Origin of the sequence: Gemmatimonas sp. (assembly GCF_041689975.1) — a bacterium.
Taxonomy (GTDB): Bacteria; Gemmatimonadota; Gemmatimonadetes; order Gemmatimonadales; family Gemmatimonadaceae; genus Gemmatimonas.
In genome coordinates this window covers 12,173-32,949 of the sequence record NZ_JBDNFF010000387.1, presented here as the reverse complement: position 1 = coordinate 32,949, position 20,777 = coordinate 12,173, and the positions used below count along the sequence as shown (strand labels likewise).

General features: G+C 66.7%; 19 protein-coding genes. 4 read left to right on the top strand and 15 right to left on the bottom strand.

Annotated elements, in window-relative coordinates; translation table 11 throughout:
* Positions 1-216: hypothetical protein (locus ACESNG_RS22330; RefSeq protein WP_373070921.1), on the bottom strand; the 216-nt coding region annotated here is incomplete at its 3' end.
* A gap of 109 nt (positions 217-325) precedes the next feature.
* Between ACESNG_RS22330 and ACESNG_RS22325 the strand changes: the two genes are divergently transcribed.
* Both ACESNG_RS22325 and ACESNG_RS22320 read left to right on the top strand, forming a co-directional pair.
* Complete coding sequence (locus tag ACESNG_RS22325; protein WP_373070919.1) at positions 326-2,317, top strand: M28 family peptidase; 1,992 nt, start codon at positions 326-328, stop codon at positions 2,315-2,317.
* The gene (locus ACESNG_RS22320) at positions 2,314-3,246 is read left to right on the top strand and encodes an Ig-like domain-containing protein (RefSeq protein WP_373060094.1); all 933 of its coding nucleotides are present in this window, start codon (positions 2,314-2,316) and stop codon (positions 3,244-3,246) included. Before ACESNG_RS22325 ends, ACESNG_RS22320 begins: the two co-directional genes overlap by 4 nt.
* A gap of 99 nt (positions 3,247-3,345) precedes the next feature.
* On the opposite strand, the gene ACESNG_RS22315 is transcribed toward ACESNG_RS22320, so the two are convergent.
* From ACESNG_RS22315 to ACESNG_RS22250, 14 genes are all read right to left on the bottom strand, one after another.
* Positions 3,346-4,656 (bottom strand): DUF1501 domain-containing protein, encoded by a 1,311-nt coding sequence (locus tag ACESNG_RS22315; RefSeq protein WP_373060096.1) that lies wholly within the window; start codon positions 4,654-4,656, stop codon positions 3,346-3,348.
* Positions 4,657-4,687: 31 nt separating this feature from the next.
* Positions 4,688-6,247 (bottom strand): DUF1800 domain-containing protein, encoded by a 1,560-nt coding sequence (locus tag ACESNG_RS22310; RefSeq protein ID WP_373060098.1) that lies wholly within the window; start codon positions 6,245-6,247, stop codon positions 4,688-4,690.
* A 191-nt stretch (positions 6,248-6,438) separates the two neighbouring features.
* Positions 6,439-7,725: a type II secretion system F family protein gene (locus ACESNG_RS22305; RefSeq protein ID WP_373070917.1), complete on the bottom strand. Its 1,287-nt coding sequence runs from the start codon at positions 7,723-7,725 to the stop codon at positions 6,439-6,441.
* The gene (locus ACESNG_RS22300; protein ID WP_373057715.1) at positions 7,722-9,254 is read right to left on the bottom strand and encodes a GspE/PulE family protein; all 1,533 of its coding nucleotides are present in this window, start codon (positions 9,252-9,254) and stop codon (positions 7,722-7,724) included. The genes ACESNG_RS22305 and ACESNG_RS22300 overlap by 4 nt, the downstream gene beginning before the upstream one ends.
* Positions 9,251-11,068 carry a secretin N-terminal domain-containing protein gene (locus ACESNG_RS22295; RefSeq protein WP_373057717.1) on the bottom strand — a complete coding sequence of 606 codons (1,818 nt, stop codon included), beginning with the start codon at positions 11,066-11,068 and terminating at the stop codon, positions 9,251-9,253. The genes ACESNG_RS22300 and ACESNG_RS22295 overlap by 4 nt, the downstream gene beginning before the upstream one ends.
* Positions 11,065-11,643 (bottom strand): hypothetical protein, encoded by a 579-nt coding sequence (locus ACESNG_RS22290; protein ID WP_373057719.1) that lies wholly within the window; start codon positions 11,641-11,643, stop codon positions 11,065-11,067. The genes ACESNG_RS22295 and ACESNG_RS22290 overlap by 4 nt, the downstream gene beginning before the upstream one ends.
* Entirely contained in the window at positions 11,640-12,200 is a 561-nt protein-coding gene (locus ACESNG_RS22285) for a GspMb/PilO family protein (protein ID WP_373057721.1), read from the bottom strand. The genes ACESNG_RS22290 and ACESNG_RS22285 overlap by 4 nt, the downstream gene beginning before the upstream one ends.
* Positions 12,197-13,333 carry a PilN domain-containing protein gene (locus ACESNG_RS22280; RefSeq protein WP_373070915.1) on the bottom strand — a complete coding sequence of 379 codons (1,137 nt, stop codon included), beginning with the start codon at positions 13,331-13,333 and terminating at the stop codon, positions 12,197-12,199. Before ACESNG_RS22280 ends, ACESNG_RS22285 begins: the two co-directional genes overlap by 4 nt.
* Positions 13,330-14,211: a hypothetical protein gene (locus tag ACESNG_RS22275; protein ID WP_373057725.1), complete on the bottom strand. Its 882-nt coding sequence runs from the start codon at positions 14,209-14,211 to the stop codon at positions 13,330-13,332. The genes ACESNG_RS22280 and ACESNG_RS22275 overlap by 4 nt, the downstream gene beginning before the upstream one ends.
* Positions 14,208-14,804 carry a type II secretion system protein J gene (locus tag ACESNG_RS22270; RefSeq protein WP_373057727.1) on the bottom strand — a complete coding sequence of 199 codons (597 nt, stop codon included), beginning with the start codon at positions 14,802-14,804 and terminating at the stop codon, positions 14,208-14,210. Before ACESNG_RS22270 ends, ACESNG_RS22275 begins: the two co-directional genes overlap by 4 nt.
* On the bottom strand, positions 14,801-15,094 hold the full coding sequence (locus tag ACESNG_RS22265; RefSeq protein ID WP_373057729.1) for a hypothetical protein: 294 nt from the start codon (positions 15,092-15,094) through the stop codon (positions 14,801-14,803). Before ACESNG_RS22265 ends, ACESNG_RS22270 begins: the two co-directional genes overlap by 4 nt.
* A complete protein-coding gene (locus ACESNG_RS22260) occupies positions 15,091-15,522 on the bottom strand; it encodes a prepilin-type N-terminal cleavage/methylation domain-containing protein (protein WP_373057731.1) in 432 nt (143 codons plus the stop codon). Before ACESNG_RS22260 ends, ACESNG_RS22265 begins: the two co-directional genes overlap by 4 nt.
* Positions 15,523-15,587: 65 nt before the next feature.
* A complete protein-coding gene (locus tag ACESNG_RS22255; RefSeq protein WP_373057733.1) occupies positions 15,588-16,343 on the bottom strand; it encodes a hypothetical protein in 756 nt (251 codons plus the stop codon).
* Between the two features lie 110 nt (positions 16,344-16,453).
* Positions 16,454-17,737, bottom strand: a complete 1,284-nt coding sequence (locus tag ACESNG_RS22250; protein WP_373070913.1) for a S41 family peptidase — start codon at positions 17,735-17,737, stop codon at positions 16,454-16,456.
* A gap of 379 nt (positions 17,738-18,116) precedes the next feature.
* Between ACESNG_RS22250 and tal the strand changes: the two genes are divergently transcribed.
* Positions 18,117-19,277 (top strand): transaldolase, encoded by a 1,161-nt coding sequence (gene tal, locus ACESNG_RS22245; RefSeq protein ID WP_373061314.1) that lies wholly within the window; start codon positions 18,117-18,119, stop codon positions 19,275-19,277.
* Complete coding sequence (pyk, locus tag ACESNG_RS22240) at positions 19,264-20,769, top strand: pyruvate kinase (protein WP_373061316.1); 1,506 nt, start codon at positions 19,264-19,266, stop codon at positions 20,767-20,769. The genes tal and pyk overlap by 14 nt, the downstream gene beginning before the upstream one ends.
* Positions 20,770-20,777 lie beyond the last annotated feature (8 nt).

Genomic DNA, 20,777 nt, shown 5'->3' with positions numbered 1-20,777 from the left:
CTGCAGGTTCAACGACGCCGGTGAAGCGATGAGGCTGCTGATCTTCGGACCACCTGTCGATGGCGGCGTGACCGCGGTCGGTGCGCTGTCCCGACAGGCGTTCAACGCAGGGACCGTGGCGCCAAGTGTGGCCAGCAGCACACTGCGATGCAGCGCAATCTGCAGCAAGTGACGCCTCACGGCGAACACGCGAAAGCGGTACGAAGAAAGCCTCATAGTGAATGGACGCTAGCGGCTCGCGCTATGCGGGCGCAACGGTCAGTCCGTAGCTTTCAGAGATCACTCCGCGCTCCGTGCCGTACGCACTCTTTTCCCGTGTCTTCGTATGACCTCTTTCACGCCGTGCCGTCGCTGGTCCCTCGTGCCGAGCCTGCTGTTCGTGTTCGGCATCGTCGTCCCGTCCCGCGTCGTCGCACAGGTCGCCACGACCCGTCCCGCCGCTGGTGCGGCCGCGCGTCCAGCACCGGCCGATCCCGATGTCTATCTGCTGCCGCTCGTGGGCCGAGGCGACGCGCTCAAGATCGGCGTGCCGGCCAACGTGTCGCGCCGCGCGGGTTACGACAATCAACCGGCCTTTCAGCGGGATTCGCGCGCGTTGTACTTCACGTCGAACCGCGGCGACGGACAGAGCGACATCTACCGCAACGATTTCAGCACGGGACTCACCGCCCCGCTGCGTGCCACGAAGCCGGAGAGCGAATACTCGGCCATGCCGACCCTCGACGGAAAATCGCTCACCGTGATTCGGGTGGAGGCCGACTCCGCGCAACGGCTCGCGCAGTTTCCATTCGATGGTTCGGCGCCGACGGTGCTCTTTCCGGCGATCAAGCCGGTGGGATACTTCGCACAGGCCGACGACAGTACGTGGGCCATGTTCGTGCTCGGTTCGCCCGCCACGCTACAACTCGCGCGCACGGGCAGGGGTCGTGAACAGACCACCGGAAGCGTGATCGCCAGCAATGTGGGACGCTCGCTGCATCGCATTCCCGGCACCGCGCAGGTGAGTTACGTGCAGAAGGGTGGCGCCGCGTGGTACGTGATGCGACTCGATCCCGTCTCGCGTCGCGTCGACACGTTGATCGCGTTACCCAAGGGCAGCGAAGACGTGGCCTGGGTCGATAGCACGACGCTGCTCGTGGGCAGTGGCACGCAGCTCATGCAGTGGCGGCGTGGTACGACCGAGTGGAAGTCGCTCGGCGATCTCGCCTTCGCGCATCTCGCGAACATCACCCGCTTGGCCGTGAGTCCGAATGGTCAGTGGCTCGCGCTCGTGGCCGAGCCGCAAGCGCGGGCGTCAAACCCGTCGCCCGGGGCCGCAGCGATGCCGGGCGATCGAATCGACAAGGCGTCGGTCAAGCGGAACATCGAGATCCTCGCCGCCGACTCGATGGAGGGACGCATGACAGGCTCGCGAGGCCAGGAGCGTGCGGCGATCTGGCTCGAACAGCAGTATCGCGCCGCGGGCCTCACGCCGGCGGGTGACGCCGGCACGTTCCGTCAGCATATCCCGCTGCGCCTCGCGCAGGGCCCGGCCAATGCGCCGGGGCGCACGCGTCCGGCGCCGGTGGCGTCGTGGGCCGCCTGGGATTCGCTCCCTGTCGAGCAGCGACTACGCACATCGAACGTGGCGGCGATGATCCGCGGCAGCGATCCGGTACTGCGCGATGAGGTCGTGCTCGTAACCGCGCACTACGATCACATCGGCATCCGCGAGCCGGTCGATGGTGATTCCGTCAACAACGGCGCCGATGACGACGCCTCGGGCAATGTGGCACTTGTCGAGATGGCGAACGCGCTCATGAAAGGACCGCGTCCCAAGCGCACGATTCTGTTCATGTCGATCACCGGCGAAGAAGTCGGCGGGTTCGGCACCAGTTGGTACATCCGCCACCCGTTGTTGCCACTCGAGAAGACGGTAGTCGATCTGAACGTGGAGATGATCGCGCACGTGGACTCGCTCGCCGGTGGTTTCGGCAAGGCGTGGCTGACCGGCTATGAGCGCTCCACGTTGGGCGAGCTGCTGGCCGACAACGGCATCCCGCTCGTGCCGGACCCACGCCCTGGGCAGAACTTCTTCTCACGGAGTGACAATGTGGCGTTCGCGCGAATCGGCATCCCCGCGCATTCGCTCTCATCGTACAATCTCGTGACTCCGTACCATTCCCCGAAGGACGAGGCGTCTATTGTGAATGTCGAGCATATGGCGCAGGTGATCTCCGCCACTACGAAAGCCGTGCGCCTGTTGTCGGACGGCCCCAAGCCGACCTGGCATCCTGGTGGTCGCCCTGATGCGCCCGCGCCGAGGCCGCCACGATGAAGACTCGCGTGAAGTCGCGCATGCCATCGCTCACGCGCTGGGGCGCGTTCGTTGGTGTGGCGCTGCTCGCGGCGTGCGGAGACGGCTCGTCGAGCATGACGCCGCCACCACCACCGCCCGCCGTCGTCGTGTCACGAGTCGATGTGTCGGCTGCCACGACGGCGATGACCCAGTCGCAAACGGTGCAGTTCTCCGCCGTGGCGCGCACATCGAGCGGCGCCGTGGTGACCAGTGACCAGCCGGTATGGAGCTCCACGGCACCGAGCATCGCCTCGGTGAGCGCGTCAGGCGTCGTGACCGGTGTAACGGCCGGTTCCGCGACCATTCGCGCGACCGTGGGTGCCGCGACCGGCACACTCGATGTCACGGTGACATCGGGTGCGGGCGTGCTGGCCGCTATCGTAGTGAGCGCGCAAGATCTCACCATCCCGCTGGGGCAGCTCACGCAAGCTACGGTCGGCGGACGTGACGCCTTGGGAGGGACCGTGGCGCTCGGTACCCGCGTCGTCACGTGGAGCACCAGCAACGCCGCGATCGCCACGATTACAGCGGCCGGTGTCGTGACTGGTGTTGGAGTAGGAACGGCCAGCCTGCGGGCGTCGGTCGTCGACGGGGCCGTACCGAGAACCGGCAGCGTGCAGTTGATCGTGAGCAGCATTCCCAACGCACCGACCACTGCTGATGTGTTCATGCCGGGGCTGACCTTCAGTCCCTTTGAAACGGTGGTGAAGCAGGGCGGTACCGTGCGGTTCATTTTCCCCGCGCTGGCGCACAACGTGATCTGGGATCGCCGACTCGCCGGCTCGCCGACGGATATCAATACCATCAGCAGCGTGACGGTGGCCCGCACGTTCCCCACGGCCGGCGTGTTTCAATACACGTGTACGCTGCATCCGGGCATGGATGGTACGATCATCGTGAGTCCGTAACGCGAGCGCCCTTGCACGCGCACGACGCACGAAGGGCGCACCCGACAGTAGGGTGCGCCCTTCGTACATCATCATCCTTCTCGCGCTACGCGTTGCTCGCTACGCCTTGGTGACATTGCGGAACCGCGGTGTGTAGTCGGGGAACACGACCGACAGGTTATTGTTGCCCAACCGGTTCTGCACGATCTCGGCGAGAATGTCGCGGTGATCGAGCGTGACGCGAAGATCCTGGCCATTTTCGAGATTCTCTCGCGCCAGTCCGGGCCAACCATTCGTGAGCACACGTCCACCGTTGATTTTCTTGCCCATGGCGAAGGCGACGTTGCCGCGGCCATGGTCGGTGCCGCGGTTGCCGTTCTCACGCGCGTTGCGACCGAACTCGGAGATCACCACGACGGTCACGCCATACGACGTCGTGCCTTGAATGAGGTCGGCGTGGAACGCGGCCAGCGCACTCGCGAGATCGAGCATTCGATTGTGCATGGCGCCACCGTCGAGCGTGGCCACCGGTCCTTGCGTGGCGTGCGTGTCCCAGCCGCCGTTGAACGCATGCACCGCCTCGACGCCGACATCGGCCTTGATCAGCGCGGCCGTGGAACGCAGCGCCTGACCAAATCCGCTGGCCGGATACATCGCGCCGTTCGCCGGCGCGTAGCCGGTGAAGTTGATCCGTTGCAGCAGCGCAATCGTGTTCGTGGCATCGAGCGCATTGTCCTGCACCGGATTCACCGTGCCGCCGTGGTTCGCCGCGAGCCACTGCGCTCGCGCCGTGGCCGTGGCCGCACTGCCACCGATCGTGAAGTTCGCGGGATTCGGAATCGGAAGGGTCTTCGGTCCCGCCGACAACGTCTGCGGCATTCCCGACGTGAAGCTCAGCCCACGTAGCGGCGCGTTGCTCCGCGTGGGAGCGCTGGTCGCGAGATGTCGGCCAAGCCAGCCACCGGTGATACGCGGATCCCTCGGTTTGCCGAGTTCCATGTACCGCTGTGCGTCGAAGTGCGAGCGCGAGTTGTCGACCGATCCGGTCGCGTGGGCCACCAGCAAGTCGCCGTTAGTGTACGCGGGCATCAACGGCGCCATGCCCGGCGAGAAGCCGAAGAAGTCGTCGAGTGCGACCGCCTTCGGACCCGTGCCCGCTGCATCAGGACGGGCGATCGCGATGTTCGGACGACCCGTGTAATAATCCGGATCGCCAAACGGCACGACCATGGACATGCCGTCGGTGCCACCGCTCAGGAATACGGAGACGATGATGTCGCGGCTGCCGTTCGACGACTGCGCCAACACGACCTTGGGAAGCCAGGTCGGGAGCAGGGCACTTACGCCCACGCCGCCCGCCAACGTCAGGAAATCACGGCGTGCCAGTTGCTGGTATTCCCGGCACCCGTCTTCTGTCGATTCATCACTCATGTGGCGACTCGGCTCACGTGAAAAGGGGGCATCAGAACCACTGGTACTCCTGCGCACTGCCAGCAAGCGCAATTGTTTCACGCACCATGGCATCGCTGTACGTGCCGCTGCGCAGATACGTGAGCAGTTGCGTGCGCAGCGCCGGCGAAAGCTCGCCACCGAACATGCGGGTATTAATCTGCGCGACCACGCCATCGGCGGTGTCCGGCGTGCGGAACGGCATGGAATCCACGCGCGTGGTTGTCGCGCTGTTTTGCGTCGACAAGTACTGCATGTACGACCAGCGGGTAATCACGAGTCCACTCCACCAATCCACCCGATCGGGATAGCCGTTGGGCTGTTCCCACAGGAACATCGGCATCCCCATCTGGTCGGCGCGCTGACGCGCCGCTCGGATGTTGGTGATCGTGGCGCCCATGCCGCGCATCGCGGAAACGCCAAGGTGGAAGGGGCGTTTGTACTTGGCCGGGGCCGCCGCCAGGTTTTTGCCCGACAGAATCGTGCGGATCATCGCCTTGATGTCGCCGCCCGTGGACAGGTACGTCGCGGCAGTCGCATCGACCACCGTCTGCGGCGGCTCGTAGGCCAGGAGCCAGCGTGCCATCTTGAGCGAGATGTAGGCCGCCGTGCTCGGATGCTCGATGAGCATCCGAATCGCCGTGTCGCCCTCGCCCTTCATCTCCGCGTCGGTCGCGGTGACGGGCATGGCCGGGAACGAACGGCCAAGGAACGTCTTCGCGTTGCGATCGTGGAAGCTGCGATTGAACGAGAAGATGCCGGCACCGGCGGTGGTCCATCCGGTGAGCATGCGCGAGAGCTCCGCGACGTCGGTTTGCGAGTAGCCGCCGGTGACACCCAGCGTGTGAAGCTCCATGATTTCGCGCGCGTAGTTCTGATTCGGCGTCGGCGTGCGGCTGCGATTCTGGTCGAGATACACGAGCATCGCACCGCTGTGTGCGCTGGCGCGCAACAGCTCGGGAAACGTCCCCATCGCGTTCGGACGGATCACATCGCGATCGTCGACCAGCTTCAGGTAGCCGACTCTGTTCAGGCTGATCGTGAAATGGTCGGTCCAGAACTCCACCATACGCTCGCGCAGCTGCGCCTTGGAGAACGCCGCACGATACCAGGTGGCGTCGGCGAGTTGCATGGCGACCTCGTTACCCTCCTGTGTCGCGAGCATCGCGGACGCCATCTGCGTCATCGGCAGGCGGGCGGAAACGATCGCTTCGATGGCACTGTCGTCGATCTCGGCGACACGCAGATGATAGTCGAGATAGCCGGCGTAGCCCAGTCGCCGTGCCAGCGCGACTTCCTCAGGGTTCATCCCCATCGTGACACGACGCACAAGGCGCAGCACGGGATCGCTCCACGCGGCCGACGGATCGGCGGCCGTGTTCGGCGTCTGCCCGTTGGGGAATGCTCGCCCGCCGCGGCCGCTGGGCCGCTGGGCCTCGAGCGTCTGCGCGGCGGCGAGTCCCACTGCGGCCGAAGCGCCAAGCGTGAAGAAGCGACGACGACTCGGACGGCTGTCGTCTATGGTCGCGGCCTCGGTCCCTGATTCCGGATGTTCAGCGTCGTTCGTCGACATGGCGGTTTGCTGAAGGGGCGACTGGTGAGAACCTGTTGCGAAGCCGCGAAAATGGGAACACGCGAACGCTCGGACGTAGCGGACCAACTGTCAATAGGACGCACGGCTGAGACCGCTTCACGTTGGTACCAGAACCGTCCAGTGTCTGAAGTCTGGCCCAAGCGATGACGATTCCCTTGCTTTTGGGACGGTCAAAAACTGCTGGCGTTAATCCCATAAATCGCCTGCAGCAGCGCGAGGGCTACGAAACCGACCACGCCGCCAAAGCCCAGGATCATCACGGGCTCGATCAGCGCCACGGCACTCGTGATCACCCGTTGGACCTGATCGCTGGCCGCCGTCGCCGCGCGACGGGCCAACGGGGCCAGGGCGCCGCCCTGTTCGCCCGCTTCGAGCAGTCGTGTGGCGAGTGGGGTCAGAGACCCGAACAGCGCCTGCGACACCGAGCCACCGTCGCGTACGACCACTTCCGCGCGGGCCAGCCGCTCCGCGATGGCGTCGTTGCCCACGGTCCCGCTCGCCAGGGACATCGCGCGCAGCAGGGGCACGCCCGATTCGAGCGCCACCGCCAGCGTGCCGAGGTAGCCGGCAGCGGCTTGCTCACGTTCGAAGCGACCAACCAGCGGCCAGCGGAGGCGCGCGGCGTGCCAGCGCCGGCGCCGCGACGGATCCTGCAGGGACTGGCGCACCGCCACACCGGCCAGCACGACCGCCACCGCCAGCAGCCAACCGAAACGGGAGAGCAGGGCGCTTATGCCGATCAGCAGCCGCGTGCTGGCCGGTACGGTACCGCCGGCGCCCGCGATCAGATCGGCGAACCGCGGCACGACGACCACCAGAATGACCACCGTGCCCACTGTCGATGCAAACGCCAACAGCGTGGGGTACACCAGCGCGGCGCGCACGCGCGCTCGCAGCTGGCTCCGCTGCTCCAGATCGTCGGCCAGGCGGGCAAACGTGTCCGCCATACTTCCCGAAGCCTCTGCAGCGGCCAGCAACGGGGCATAGGTGCGAGGGAGGGCCTCCACGCGGGCCGCCGCCTCGGACAGCGACTCGCCGCGCGTCACGGCCTCCTGGAGCCCGCCAAAGGTGCGCTGCCAGCGCGGGTCGGTCTCCCCCGAGGCGGCGAAGGCCAAGGCGCGCTCCAGCGGCACTCCTGATTCCAGCAGCGTGGCGACCGACCGTGTCAGAATCGCCAGCGACTCGTCGCCGTCCGTGATGCGGCGGGCGAGACGATCCAGGAATCGCGCCGGCGACGCCGACGCCACCGCCGTCGCTGATGACTTCGTCGCCGCAGCCGTGGCCGCGGCGCGCGTGGGCTCGAGTTCGATCACCCACAGCGAACGTCGGCGCAGAAGATCGGCCGCAGCCTCCGCCGTGGCGGCATCGACCTCACCGCGCGACATCGTGCCTTGGGCATCGACCGCCTGATACCGCCATCGCGTCGCACCCGCCGGCGCCGGGGGGCCGCCACTCACGCGCCGTCGTCCTCGCTCACCATGCGCGCCACTTCGTCTATTGTCGTGTCACCTGCGGCCACACAGCGCCACCCATCCTCGCGTAACGGGCGCACGCCGCGTGCCCGCACCATCGTCCGCAACTCCACCAGCGAGGTACCCTGCGTGAACGCACCTCGCAACGTATCGTCGAGCACCAGCAACTCGGTGATCGCCACCCGACCGCGGAATCCGGTGCCCGCGCAATGCGCACACCCCGACCCCTCGCGCAGCCGGGTGATCGGCACGCGAGACTCGGTGGTGCGCACCCGCTCGGGCTCGGAGAGCGCGCGCCACGCGCCGCAGAGCGCGCACACCCGACGCACCAGCCGCTGCGCCAGCACGCCCTGCAACGTTGCACTCAGCAGGTACGGCGGCACGCCCATCTCCTGCAATCGCGCCAGCGCCGCGGTGGCATCGGTGGTGTGCACGGTGCTCAGCACCAGATGTCCCGTGAGCGAGGCCTGTACCGCGATGTCGGCGGTCTCAGCGTCGCGCAGTTCGCCCACCAGGATCACGTCAGGATCGTGCCGCAAGATGGCCCGCAACGCGTTCGGAAAGCCGAAGCCGGCGCGCGCGTTCACCGGCAACTGCACGATGCCATCGAGGCGATACTCCACGGGGTCTTCCACCGTGACCACCTTCACGCCAGGCGTGCTGCGTTCGCGCAACGCGGCGTACAGCGTAGTTGTCTTGCCCGACCCGGTTGGACCACTCACCAACAACAAGCCCGATGGGCGTTGCAGCAGTGTGCGCCACTGCGCGAGGATGTCAGCACTGAGGCCCAGCGCTTCGAGCGACGACGGCTGATCGGCGTGCCCGCCATCGAGCAATCGCAACACCACACTCTCGCCATGCAATGCGGGCAGCGTCGAAATGCGCACGTCGAGTTCACGGTCGCCAACCCGCACGCGCGCGCGGCCGTCCTGCGGCAGGCGTCGCTCGGCAATATCGAGACCCGCCAGCACCTTCAGCCGCGAGATGACCGCCGAACGGAACTCGGCTCCAAGCTGCTGCGCGTCGCGCAATACGCCGTCGAGCCGCATGCGCACCCGCAAGCCATCGGGGCGCGATTCCACGTGGACATCACTGGCACCGGCGCGTGACGCTTCAGCCAGCATCGCGTTCACGACCTGGATCACCGGCTCTCGCGAGGCGAGCGCCCGCAGATCGTCCAGCGATTCGGTGAGTTCGCCGCGAAGCAGATCGCCGCGAAGCCCCTCGGCGCCGCTGCTCGCGCTCACGACATCGGTCGGCGCTGCGCGAGGCGCCGACAGGATCGCCGCGCGGATGTCGCCCGCGCCGTATGGCACCACGCGCACCTCGGCGTCAAAGGCGCGCTCCAGCGCATCACGCACGACGGCGGCGATCACGCCATCGGCTGCGACCTGCAGCGAGCCGTTCTCCAACTCCAGCGGCAACACGGCGTGCTCCTCCAGCCACCGCGCAGGAAGTCGCCCCGCCAGCGCACCGGACGCCGCCGCCCGCAGGTCACGGGCATCACCACTCATGCGGGTGGCTTCCGGGTGAGCGGCGTGCCGTCGAGCGCGCCCGGCGAGCGATCTTCCAGGCGCTTCTTCACCCGTTCACGGATTGCATCGGCATCGGCGTCGGAGCGCACGAGATACGGCGTCACGAAGATGGCGAGTTCGGTGCGCTGACGTGTGACGGACTGGCGCTTGAACAGCGCGCCCAAAAGCGGGATATCCATGAGCAATGGAATGCCCCGTTCCTGAGTCTCACGCGTCTCGCCGATGAGGCCGGCGATCACTACGGTCTGCCCATCGCGCAGTATGGCGCGCGTCGATGCTTCGCGCGTGGAAATCACCGGAGCGCTCTGCGCCGCCGCGACGGTCTGCGTGGTGAGCGAACTTACTTCCTGCAGCAGTTGCACCGAGATGTAGCCGTCGTCGTTGATAGTCGGAATGATCGACAACTTCGTGCCCACGTCCTGATACTGAATGGCGCGGTCGATCGAGATGTCGTTGCCGAGGCGCGTGGACGCCACGAACGGCACTTTGCTGCCCACGAGGATCGACGCTTCCCGGTTGTTGGCGGCGATGATCTCGGGTGTAGACAGCACTCGTACATCGCTGGTGGACGCGATCGTGCGCAGCAGCGCGCGTACGCCCGTGCCATTCAGACGCACCAAGCGAAGCAGCGCGGAGGTGGAACCCGTCTCGGGGATTTCCGGGTTGCCGAACTGGGCTTGCACGTCGCCGCCACGATTCACCGCCGCCCAGTCCACGCCGAACTCCGACCCGCGGCCCAACGCGATCTCCGCCACGGTGACTTCGAACAAGACTTGCGAAGGACGCGTGTCGAGTGCGTCGATCGTTTCGCGCAGCAACGGATAGTTCGGCGGTGCCGTGCGGATCACCAGGGCGTTGGTGGGCGGGTTGGCCACGATGGTGGTGCGCCCCACCAGCAGGCCCGACGCGGAATCGCGCGGCATAGACGCCGGCGTGGCACTGTTCTGCTGTGTGATCGCATTGGCACCACTCATCCCGCCCGAGTTCCGCGTACGGAAGGTCTCCGCCTCGCGATTTCGGAACGAATCGAGCGCACGCGACAGCGACCGGTCGGCCAGCGAGCCGCCACCGGTGTTGGCGACCTGCGCGCCGTACAACTGACCCAGCGCCGCCGCCAAGTCGTCGGCGGCGGCGTACTTGAGGTTGACCACATAGGTGCGTAGTCCCGACTCGCCGGCCGGTGCGGCATCGAGGGTACGCAGGAGTTCGAGATACCGTGCCACGTTTGCACCGCGATCGGTAATCAGTAGCGCGTTCGAACGCGCAATCGTTTCGACCCGCGCGCCTTTGCCCATCAGCGCGCGCAGCGCATCGGCCCCCTCGTCGGCACGAATCGACTGCAGCGGTACGAGCTGCGTGACCAGGCCCAGTGGCGGCGGATCGGGAAGCGCAAAGCCGGTACGCAGTGACCCGGCGGCCGGTGCCTTTACGGTTGGCAGCACCTGCGCCACTGTGCCATTCGGCACCAGCATCAGGTCGTGCGATTCCAACAGCGACTCGAGAATGCGCTCGAGCTCTGCGGTGTTCAGCGGCGCCGGCGTCGCGAAGGTCACGCGCACATCCGGTATGTCGCTCATCAACACGGTGCGTCCCAGCATCGTGGCCAACGTGCGGATCACGTCGGCCAGTCTCGCGTTGGCGAAATCGAGCGTGGTGTTGCGCGGCGCGGCAACCGGCGCCGGCGCCTTTGCTTGCCCCTGCAGCGCGTGGCTACTCAGCGACAACGCCACAGGACCAAGCAGGACGCCAAGCGCCGTGCGGCGCCAGGTTCGTGGAAGCGGTAGGACGATCACGGCGCGTTCTCGCTGGAATCCGGCACGACGCGGGACAGGCGCAGAGTGCGCGTCCCGCTGGGAGTTGAAATCACGACGCGATCACCGGCAATGCGCACCACGCGCACACCGCCCGATGTTTCGCCCACACCAAGCAGACGTGGCGGCTCACTCGCCGAACGCACCTGAAGCAACGCGCGAAGCGAGCCGTCAACCGACACAATGCCGAACAGCCGCGGCCCGGCATCGACGTCCGCCGCAGCGAATGCACCCGCACCGCCATCGGCACCCGCATCGAACGCCGATGGCATCGGCGGTGTCGGCTCGGATCCCGGCGCCACAAAGCGCGCGGTCGGCTCCTTACGACTGGCGCTGAACGCGTTCGTACGAACGATCTCGCGTCGTACGGAATCGACCGCCGCACCAGCGCTGCTCGACGCTTGCGATGATGCCCCACGCGCCGACAACACGCGGAGCTCGGCGGGCGCGACGGTCGTCGACGTCGGCAGCACCAGCGTGACTACCGCGAGCACTCCGCACACCGCCGCCAGCGCGTCGAGCGCTCGGTACCCGCGCCATCCGTTCATCGTGCTCATTCCATTACCATCGGCGCACGGACCCCGAGCGTCACGCGCAGCACATCGGGCGCGCCACGCAGGGCTGGATTGATCTGCACCGTGAGGCGCTCCACCGCCGTGATGCGCGGCGCGCTGGCCAACTGCGCGAGCAGGGCCGCGAGTCCATGAATGTCACCATAGGCCGACATCGTCGCGGTGAGGTCGCCATTGTTCGTGAGGTCGGCCCCGACATCCACCCGATCGACCACCAAACCGCTCGCATCGGCCGCGCCCTGCAGCAGTGTTTGCAGCGCACTCGCGCCCAGTGCACTGGATCGCGCATGAATCACGCGACGCGCCCCGCTGGCCAGCAGCACTTCCCTTTGTGAAGCCGCCGATTCGAGCTCACTGGCGTGCTGCTGGATGCCCTTCAGGTGCGCCACTTGCAAGCGGACGCGATCGAAAATGAGTTCACGGTCGCGCCATCGCCGAGCGGCGGGCACCACACCATAGGCTACCAGCAACGACAACGCGAGCACGACAATGCCCCCGATGACGACGCGGCGTTCCCGAGACGGCGCCCCATTCGTGCTCATCGAGCACCTCGTGCCGCGGCCGGCTCGCCGGCGGTCTGAAACACGATCGAGAATGAGCTGCGCGAACGCCCGTTTTCAAGATAGCGCGTGCTGGAAGCCGCCGCGCGCACGCCGACGAACTGCACGTCGGCGTCGAGCAGTGGCACCAGGACTGCTGCATCATTGGCACTGCCGTCGATGCGCCACTCGGTACCGTTCCACTCCAGTCGCTGCATGAACGCGTCGCGAGGGAGCAGGGTACCGAGTCGTGCCAGCACGACCGCTGGCGCATCGGGACGCGCCGCGAGACGATCTCCCTCCGCGATTGCGGATTGCTCGCGTTCCGCGCGCCCCAAACGTTCCTGCGCGGCGCGGGCGCCGGTCGTGGCCAGCTCCAGCGACTGGGCTTCTCGCTGCAGCGCGATCAGCTGCCGCTCACGCCAGCGATCCACGCTCCACCCCAGCAGCACCAGCGCGGCCCCCGCGAACGCCGCCGATTGCCACCACCGCCGATTGCGCTGCCGCTGGATGCGCGCGCGCATCGCGGCATCGAGCAGCTGCACGTCGAGCGCGCCCGTCGCCGCGCGCCACGCACCGGCCGCTAATTCGTTGATCGTCAGCGTGCGCTCGAGATCCGCCACCCTGCCGCGCGCACGTCGGGCTTCGTACACCCGCCCGTCGCGCATCGTGAGATGGCCGGATGAAGCCGAACCGGCAGGCACCGTCCATTCACCGTCATGTCCGGCCAGCGCGGCGGCTTCGCCCACCGTGACCACTGCCCGGATCGGACTCCAGGCCGACAACGCGTCGATCCACGACGCCAGCAACGCACTCGGCGTCGCAAAGGCGACGCGGCCATCGGTGGCCACGGCCGCCGGTTCGCGCAGCGCGAAGTAGCGGTCGCTGTCGCGCTGCAACATGCGTACGCGGACGTCATTCGGAACCGGTGGCAGCTGCGGCTCGGCGATCTCGAGAAACGCGAGGCCGACAATCACGACAAGCTCCGTCGGCGCGCCGACTACGGCCCGCAGGGCGTCCACCATGGGGCCTGGTGCCTCGGGGTTCCACACTAAACGTGCTGCGCCGCTATCGCCCTCACGAGTCAGCGCGTAGACCGCGTCCGGTTCCAGCAGCAGACACAGCGGGCGGCTCATCGATCCTGCTCCCGCCACCGCACGAGCCGGAGCTCTGTGCCGTTCACATCGAACACCGCCTGAATCTCGCGGGTCAGCACGTGCCCTAGTCGCCAGCCGCGCGAGATCAGCAACAGCCGCGACGGCCGATCCACCAGCGTACCCGTGGCCGCCGCGAGCACGCGGCGCGACGCGGCGCGACGATTCACCCGACCGTCGCCATCGACGGTGAGATCCGCCGCGATGGCATCGAGCCATTCCGCTTTCATGCCCGGCACGGTGAGTAATTCATCGAGTGACGTGAAGGGGTGCATGGCACGTGACGTCGGTTCACGCCCCAGCATCGTGGCGGCGAGCGAATCGCGCTGCCAACGGAGCAGCCGCGCCGCGTCGTTCTGCAACGACGCGCCCGAGGCCTCCCCTCGCACGCGAGCCTCCATCGACTCCGCCAGCCGTCGCGCTTCATCGGGAGGCGCCACGGTTGCCAACAGCTGCTGCAAGCCTTCGGCACCGGCCGCGTTCACATCGAGCCGCGCGCTGACGTCGACCACGGCCGTCGCGAAGGCACCCTCGCGGATCGTGTCCTGCACCAGCGCCCGGTTGCTCGCCGTGAGCGCATCGAATACGCCATCGACGCGCGCCGAGTCGGGCCCCACGTCGCGCAACTCCGATTCTATGTGTGCACGCGCTGCCAGCACGCCACTCTCGGCCATCGCCCGAGCCGTGACCTGCGAACGTCGGTTGTCCACCACCGACGCCGCCTGCCGCGCGCGGCTGCTCGCGATCGCCGCGACGCTCGCGAGCACCGCGATCGTGACGAGCGCGACGACCAGCGCCGCGCCGCGCCTTGCATGGCCACGCACACGGCGGCGGGCCGGCCGACGATGGGTCGTCGTCATGAGCGCGGCCGTTCCAGTGGCGCGAGCACTACACGCAACGGAATCGGCGCATCGTTTGCAGGAAGCCGCCATGTGAGTTCAATGGCCCGCGGACGGTCCTGCGCGATCGGCCAGTCGGCACGCCACGTTGGCGATTCCAGTGCCGACGCGTGCTCCAATACGCGCACCTCGAAGCCGCTTACGGAGGAGAGCGTGGCGGTGAGCGGCGACGCCCCGCCGTCACGACCCGTCGGGGTCGCGCGCACCAGAAGCACCGAGTCGCGTACGGCGACCTCCACCAGCCATGGCCCACCGGTGCCGTACGGCTCGCGAACGCCATTCGACAGGAAGCGCAGCACCGGCGCCCCGCCCGAGCGGTCGACCACCAGTAGCGGCGCATCAACCTGCTCCGCCGCTGGCGCATGGCGCAGCATGTCGGTGAGCAGGGCGCGAAGGCGACTGTCCGCTTCCGTGCGCGCCTCGTGAGTCTGAATGCGCACGACGGTGTTGCGCGCGGCCGTCAGCGCCATGCCCGCCGTGGTGAGCGCGAGGCCGGTCACCGTGATCGCGACGATCACTTCCAGCAGCGTGAATCCTCGGCGCTGGCGTCTCACGGCGTCCGCTCTACCAGGCGCGTGAGCCGAAAGCTCACGCCGCCCGCCATCGGGACATCGACCTCGATCACATCGAGGCCATCGCGCCACGGACGGCGCGAAATGCGCGTGGTGTTCAGCGCGAGCCCTCCACTGCTCACGGTCGCCAGTTCCGATTCGGCGTTCGCCACGGCCTGCGTCCACGCCCCGCTCTTCCGCTGGAGCGCGGCCGCGCCACGGGTCGCATCGAGACACACGAGGGCGGTGACCGCGAGCAGGAGGCTGGCGATGATCGACTCGAGGAGTGTCACCGGGCCCCCCCAGCGGTCGCGGCGGGCATCGCGGTATTCGTCGCGACATACCGGCAACCGAGCATGTCGAACGACGCGCCGGAACCGGCCAGTTCGTTGCCGGGGCGGCAGGTGCCGAGGGCATCGACGCGCAGCAATACTGGTGCTGCGGGCGCCGCGATGCGTCCGGTCTCGAGAATCTCGGTGCCGTCGCGCGCCGCGAGCACCCAGGCGCCGTCGGCGTCTACTTGCAGTCGCAGCTCTTCGCCGCGACGTATCGCCTCATGCCGCGCCGTCTGTGTCAGCCCGTCGAGCGCGCTCCCCTCGGTGGCGCGCGGGGACCGCCACGCCAACGGCACAAGAGCGGTGGTGATCGCGAGAATCACGAGCACCATCAGAAGTTCGAGCAATGTCAGTCCCGCTCGGGGATGGGACAGGAGGGCGCGCACAGTGCCTCAATCTCGGAGGCGATCGGGAGAAGTCAACAACAACGACCTCCCCCGGGCGCGCTCCGTCACTTCTTGATCAGCGGCTTGACGGCGGCAGGAATGTCGAACGCGGTCGCCGGCGCCCCATTGATCACCACGTTGGTGATCGTCATGAGCATCTTGTTCGGGCCCATGTTGACCTCGGACTTGGTCGGGAACTTCACGCCACCGAACTCCTTGTAGTCAGAGAGCGTCGACGAGACCTGCATCGTCCCCATCTGCGACACCTGAGCCGTTTCGGCGCCCACGATGAGCCCCGTCGCGACGGAGAAATACTGCGTGGCCTCGATCCCCGAACCCTTGCGGACCAGCTTGAGCTTGTAGCTCTTCTCGCCGTTGAAGTCGACCACGCCCAGATTCTCCATCGTAGTGAAGCGGTCTGCCAAATACAGCATGTTGCCGTAGAAGTCAGCACCCTCGAGCATTTGCGCCAATTCCTTGTCCGCCAGGAGACGCGCTCCCGCCATGGGGTTCGCGTCCCACGCAACCTCGCCGTTCGTGCCCTGTAACATCTCGCCGACACCGGGGATGCTGCTCTTGGTGGCCATCTTGTTCGGCGCCGCCTGATACGCCTCGATTTCCGCCGTGATCCCCATCGCCGGCAACTGCATCGTCGAGGTTTGCTTGAGCGACGTGATCTTCATGACTGCATCCTTACCGCCGATGGCGGTCACGTACTTCGCAATCACGTCCGCCGCCGACGGCGCCGCTTGAGCCAAAAGTGGAGCCGACGACAACAGCAAGGCCGCCGTAGCGACCGCAAAAGAGCGTAATGCCTTCATGTGCAGCATCTCCAAAAACGAGAGGTGAATGACGAACCAGTTGAGTCCAACACGAGCGAGATACTCCGTACTCCCTACTTTCTACCCCCTTACCCCCTACTCCCGACTCCCTACTGCTTTTCCCTTTGCCGCGCCCAAACAATCGCCGCCTCCAACGCCGGATCCCGCCCCGCCAATAGTTCCGCACGCGTCAATGGGACCAGCCGATCCGGCGTCACGCCCGCCCCTTCCAGCGGCTTGCCGGACGGGTTCAGGAAATCGGCGATCGCATGATACAGGATATCGCCATTCGGCAGTCGCTCGGGCACTGACGGCAGCGCCTGGCCCGACGTCTGCACCCCGAATACCTGTGCACGGCCAAGGGCCTGCATGCCGCCGGCGAAGATCTCGGTCGTACTGATCGACAGCTCGTCGACCACGATGGCCAGCGGACCCGCATACGGGGAGGCGCCCCGTGAGCGCGTGTCCACACGGCGCGGATTGGCCACGAACTTGAGCGTCGCGCCGCGCTGCACCATCGTGCCGATGGTGCGGGTGCTGTCCAGAAAATGGCCCGCAATCCCCATCGACATGCCGCCCACGCCTCCGAAGTTGCCACGGAGGTCGAGAATGATGGCGTCGACATCGCGCAGCGAGTCGATGGCGGCGTCGAACTGCGGCGACAAGATCGGCATCCAGATGTTGAAGCGGATGATGCCCACCGTTTTGCCGGCCGACTTCACCCGCTCGAACGTGAGCTGCGCGTTCATGGCAGGCAGGTTGCCGAACTTGGCCACCACACCGGGCTCGGGCGCGCGCACCATGCGCACCGTCCGGTCGGTACCGCGGGCATCGGCGAACACCACCGTGGCAGTATCGCCCACCGCGCCAGCCAGCGCCTGCGTCGCAATCGAGTAGGCCATGAGCGCTTCCCGCCGGGCGTCCGGCTCCTTCGGCATCCGAGCCAGTCGAGCTGACATCGGGCACCCGTTCACCGACTGCACACGCCAACCGGTCTGCACACCGGCCCGCGCCGCCGGTCCGTCGCGATCGAGCTGGGCGATCACAATGGTGCTGTCCAGATAGCGGACCTCGGCGCCGATCGAGCCGCTCCGGTCGGGCGCCGGCGCACCACCGGGGCTAGAGGCAGAGCCACTCCCCGAGGCGTCGGCGATCTCGCGCGGGATGATCGAGAAGTGCGACTGATTGAGACGGGCCACCATGTCCGACAATACCGCCCGCAACTGGCCGGTCGTGGTGGCCGCTGCCGCCTGCGGGCGCAGCTCGGCCCGCACGGCCGTCCAGTTCACGCCATTGTACGTCGTGTCCCAGTGCGTGCGCCCGATAATGCTCCACGCGCTGTCGAATGTCACCAGCGGGTCCGCGACCGGCGTCGAGGCCAGCGACGTGGACACCGTACCTGCCGCCGGGCCGCACGCGGCTGGCAGGGGAGGCAGCCCGGCCGTTCCCCGGCAGGCCGCCAGCCACGAAGCCGCCAGGGGGGACGCCGCCAACGGTACGCGCGGCGCCGGGCGCCGGCTGCGCGAGATCGAACGAGGAAAAGCGAAAGGGCGCACGGAGTCGGGCTTGAGGTGGTTAGTCACTCTGGACGAATACGACCAGCACTGAGGAGTGTTTCATGGAAATGCTGTATGCCATATTCAGGAATACGGCGACGGCAACCAAGCCACGACGATCCAATATCCGGCCGCCCTCGGCCTCGCCCGGGAGCGGTGTAGCACATTACCATGAAAGGTTGTGCGGTCACTCTATGTTCGCGCCTCATCCAACACCATGTCTACTCGTCTCCATGCGCTGCACGCGGCCGGGCAATCGCTCTGGCTCGACTATATAGACCGGGCGATGCTCACCAACGGCGAGCTGTCGCGACGTATCCGCGACGACGCACTCACCGGGCAGACCTCCAACCCGACGATCTTCGAGAAGGCCCTCGCGGAGGGAGCCGCTTACGATGTGCAGCTCGCTACGCTCGACGGATCCCGTTCCGATCGCGAGGCCTTCGAGCTGGTCGCCACGACCGATGTGCGTGATGCCTGCGATGCTTTCCGCGTCGTCTATGAACGCACCAATGCCGTCGATGGCTACGTGTCGCTCGAAGTCTCGCCCGATCTGGCGCGTGACACGGCCGGCACGGTGGCTGAGGCCCGACGACTCTGGCAGATCGTCGATCGTCCGAACCTCATGATCAAGGTGCCGGGCACGCCCGAAGGCGCCGAAGCGATCCGTCAGCTCATCGCCGACGGCATCAATGTCAACGTCACGCTGCTCTTCTCCATTAGCGCACACGCTGGCGTCATTGAAGCGTTCATGGCCGGTCTCGAAGACCGCGCCGCCGCCGGCAAGCCGGTTTCGCGTATCGCATCGGTGGCCAGCTTCTTCATCAGCCGCGTGGACTCCGCGATCGACAAGCAGCTCATGGCAATGGCCGCCGCCGATCCGGACGCGGCCGATACGCTGCACGCGCTGCAGGGTCGCGCCGCGATCGCCAATGCGAAGCTGGCGTACCGCCTCTTCACCGCCAGCTTCTCGAGCGTGCGCTGGGCCGTGCTCGCTTCATGCGGCGCACAGGTGCAGCGTCCGCTGTGGGCGAGCACCAGCACCAAGAACCCAGCGTATCGCGACGTGGTGTACGTCGAAGAATTGATCGGCGTCGACACCGTGAACACGCTGCCGCCGGCCACGCTCGAAGCCTTTCGTGATCATGGCGAAGTCCGTGCCTCGATCACCGAGAACGGCGCGGACGCCGAGCGCGTGCTCTCCGCGCTCGAATCGCAGGGCGTGTCGCTGCAGACGGTGACTGACACGCTGTTGGCCGAGGGGCTGGCGTCGTTCGAGCTCTCGTTCGTGACGCTGCTGTCCGGCCTGAATCGCAAACGCGCCGCGCTTGCGCTCTCTGCTTCTTCTACTGGAGCCCCCGCTGTTGCCAGCTTCTGATGATGTTCTGACGATCCCGCGTACGGGACCTGAGCGCGCGGCCGCGACGACGCCAGACGAGTCCGCCCCGTCGACGTTCCGTCGCGTGCATGTGCCGCGCACGAAAATCGTGGGCACGCTCGGTCCCGCCAGCAGTTCGGCAGAAGGGGTGCGCGCGCTGATCGAGGCCGGTCTGGATGTTGCGCGTATCAACTTTTCGCACGGCACGCACGAGCAGCACGCCCGTACGATCGCCACGGTGCGCGAAGTGGCTGAACAACTCGGTCGCCCGGTGGCCATTCTTGGTGACTTGCAGGGCCCGCGTATCCGTATTGGTGTGCTCCCCGAGAAGCGTGAACTCGAACCGGGTACCTCGGTCGTTCTTGTGCCTGAGGAGATCGCTACCGGCGACGAAATCCCGATCACGTACGCCGATCTGTGTCACGACGTGTCGCCGGGCAATCGCGTGCTGATCAACGACGGGCTCTTCGAGCTGGTCGTCACCAAGGTCACCGCGCCGCGGGTCACGGCCACCGTCGTCCATGGTGGCCTCCTCTCCAGCAACAAGGGGATGAATCTCCCCGGCATCGCCGTGTCGGCCCCGTCGCTCACCGAGAAAGATCGCGCCGACCTCGCATTCGCCGTGGAACACGATCTCGACGCGGTGGCGCTCAGCTTTGTACGGAAAGCGCAGGACATCGAAGAACTGCGTGTGCTCATTCCGAAGTCGATGCTGATCTGCGCAAAGATCGAAAAGGACGTCGCGCTCCAGAACATCGAAGAGATCATGAAGGCCACCGATGCCGTGATGGTGGCTCGCGGTGATCTCGGCGTGGAGCTGCCGTACGAGCAGGTGCCGAATGCGCAAAAAGACATTATCGCGCTCGCCAATCGCATGGGCCGCCCGGTGATCACGGCCACGCAGATGCTCGAGTCGATGATCGACAATCCGCGCCCCACGCGGGCCGAAGCCAGCGACGTCGCCAACGCCATCCTCGATGGTACCGACGCGGTGATGCTCTCCGCCGAGACGGCGGCCGGTCATTATCCGCGTCTCGCGGTCGAAGCGATGCGTCGGATCATCACCGAAATCGAGACGCATCCGCGTCCCGGTATTGCTAATCGGGCCGACCGTCGCTCGACCAGTGGTGTGAACACCGAGGAGGCCATCGCCGCCGCCACCGTCGCCGCCGTGCGCATGCTCCAGTCTCCGCTCGTCGTGGTTTTCACGAAGAGCGGTTTCACGGCGCGCATCGTGTCGTCGCACCGGCCCAGTGTGCCGATTCTTGCCCTCACCGATGAGCCGCGCGTGTGCCGCCAGCTCTCGCTGGTCTGGGGCGTCGTGCCTCGCTTGGTGCCCACCGCGCGCGGTTACGATCACATGGTGGCGATGGCGCTGCGCGAGGCGCTCGATATGAGCCTCGTCACCAAGGGTGACCGCGTGTTGGTCACCGCCGGCGTGCCGTTCGACGTGCCGGGCACCACTAATCTACTCAAAGTCGAAACGGTGTGACCCGGCAC